We start from the raw sequence: 1,669 nt of genomic DNA, 5'->3' as shown, positions 1-1,669 counted from the left end.
CGCTCAAGGGCGGGCCGATCGCGGGCAAGTACGACCTGGCCTCGCTCAAGAACTGCGGTGGGCTGAACGACATCGTCAGCGTCTTCACCGCCGGCCCCAACAACACCATCAACGCGAACCTCGCGCTGAAGAGCCACAGCTGAACCTAGCTCCATAAGGTGAGGGCCCGCCGGGACATCCCCGGCGGGCCCTCATCGTCGCGTCCGCGTCCACCCGCCCATGGCTCCGGGGCCGCTCGCTCCCCGGGCCCCGGGCGGGGCACGTCGGACGACCGGCTCCAGCCGCACGGGACGCCGCTGACCGGCGAGGACGCGCCCCGTACCCGGCGGGCCCGGCCGGCCAGGACGACCTGCCGAAGGCGGGCCCGGCAAGGAACGGGAGCACCGGCCGCACGGGACCCGTCCGTATCCGCCGCCGGGGACACGAGTGAGGGCCCGCCGTCCCACGGCGGGCCCTCACTCACGCGTGCTGCCGGGCGGCCTGCGCCCGAGTCCTCCTGGGGCGGCGTCAGCCGCTCGTGGCCGGAGCCGGCGCGTCGGACGACAGGCTCTTGCAGGCATCGGCCTTGTCGAAGGCCGTGTTCAGCTTCGGGTTCTTGCGCAGGTCATCCGTCAGGCCCTTGTACGTCGAGAACTTGGCGAACGCCTGCCCCGCCCCGGTCGCCGCGGTGAAGTACGACTTCTCGTCGGTGACCTTGGCATTGCGCATGTCGTCGGCCGCGTCCTTGACCGCCGCCTGGGTCCCGTCCAGGTTCTTCAGGGCCTCGTCGAGGCTCTGCTGGCCGCCGTCCACGGGCGGGGCGCCCTCCTGCTTCAGCCGCGTCTTCTGGGCGAGCAGCTCGGCGGAGATGCCGTCGAGGAAAGCGACGACGCGCTGCTGGCTCTCCTTCGGCTCCTTCTTCGGGTCCACCTGCGGAAGCTGCACCTTGCCGCTGCTGGGCTGCACCACCGTTTCGCAGACGCTGTCCGCCCAGGCGTACTCCGGCGGGTCCTTCTTCTCCGATGAACACGCGGTCATCGAAATGCCGGCCGCGGCGACCAGCGCTATTCCTGCTGCCAAACGTCGAAGCATGGTGTCCCTTTTCCTCAATCGCCGCGCGGCTCGTCCGGTGGCTATCTGTTGAAGGTGTCGATGTTCGAGATCTTCCACGTGCCGTCGTCGCGGACCGCGTCCACCGCGAACAGGGCCGCCGCGTACGTCGTCTGGCCCTTCCCCACGGCCTGGGTGTTGCGCTGGTCCGCGTAGACGAGCAGCCGTGCGCGGTCGCCGTCGAGCATCTCGACGCCGCTGTTGGTGACGGTCGTGGTCAGGACGATCTTCTTCTTCTCCCCCTGCGCCCGCACCTGCGCGAACATGTCGCGCTGCTGCTTTACGGCCTTGCCCGTGAGCAGGTCCTTCACCGCCCGCTCGTTTTCCTTCGGGTCGGCGTAGTTGTAGGAGAAGACCTGGCCGACGCCCTTGGCGACGGCGCCCTGGACCTGGCTGGTCGCGGGTCCGTCGGACAGCGCGGAGTTGCGGGCGGCGGGCCGGTCGCGCAGGTCGGCGGCGTGCGTGCCGGCGTACACGGCGAAGCCGCCGAGCACCACGGTGGCCACGCCGAGAGCGGCGGGCAGCCGGTAGCCGGCGAGCCGGCCGCCCGCGGCCCAGCGCGTCCGGGCGGCGTCGCCGG

The 1,669-nt window shown here is 71.2% G+C and carries 2 protein-coding genes; both read right to left on the bottom strand.

What is annotated here, in order from left to right:
- Positions 1 to 507: 507 nt before the first annotated feature.
- On the bottom strand, positions 508 to 1,059 hold the full coding sequence (locus RKE29_RS29765) for a hypothetical protein (RefSeq protein ID WP_312008824.1): 552 nt from the start codon (positions 1,057 to 1,059) through the stop codon (positions 508 to 510).
- Positions 1,060 to 1,112: 53 nt separating this feature from the next.
- Positions 1,113 to 1,669: nuclear transport factor 2 family protein (locus RKE29_RS29760; protein WP_312008823.1), on the bottom strand; the 557-nt coding region annotated here is incomplete at its 5' end.

The organism is Streptomyces sp. B1866 (assembly GCF_031932565.1).
Classification (GTDB): Bacteria; Actinomycetota; Actinomycetes; order Streptomycetales; family Streptomycetaceae; genus Streptomyces.
This window is presented reverse-complemented; position numbering and strand designations above follow the sequence as displayed.